Source organism: Shewanella sp. S1-49-MNA-CIBAN-0167 (genome assembly GCF_040310145.1).
GTDB lineage: Bacteria > Pseudomonadota > Gammaproteobacteria > Enterobacterales > Shewanellaceae > Shewanella > Shewanella psychromarinicola.
The window spans coordinates 1-279 of sequence record NZ_JBEOPO010000223.1 but is presented as its reverse complement, the minus strand read 5'-3'; the positions used below and the strand labels follow the sequence as shown (position 1 = coordinate 279).

The 279-nt window shown below is 37.3% G+C and carries 1 protein-coding gene; it reads left to right on the top strand.

Going from position 1 to position 279, the window contains the following annotated elements; all coding sequences use genetic code 11:
* Positions 1-25 precede the first annotated feature (25 nt).
* Positions 26-279, top strand: a 254-nt coding sequence (locus tag AAEZ00_RS21090) for a YfiR family protein (protein ID WP_351089838.1), incomplete at its 3' end; no start/stop codon positions are given.

Genomic DNA, 279 nt, shown 5'->3' with positions numbered 1-279 from the left:
TCAATATCGTGACAGTTTTATTGAATTGGCTAATAAAAAACTGGCCGGTCAATCCATTGCAGTCATTCAACTTTCAGAAACAAGTGCAATCGCACAATGTGATGTGGTCTTCATTGATACCAACTCAAGAGATTTAACCCGTCGTTTGTTTTTGGCTGTCGATAATAAACCTATTTTAACGGTTTCGGATATCTCGGGGTTTGCAGTGCAAGGAGGCATGATTGAAATCATCGAGCAGGATAAACGATTATATTTCAATATTAATAGTAAGGTGTTAGA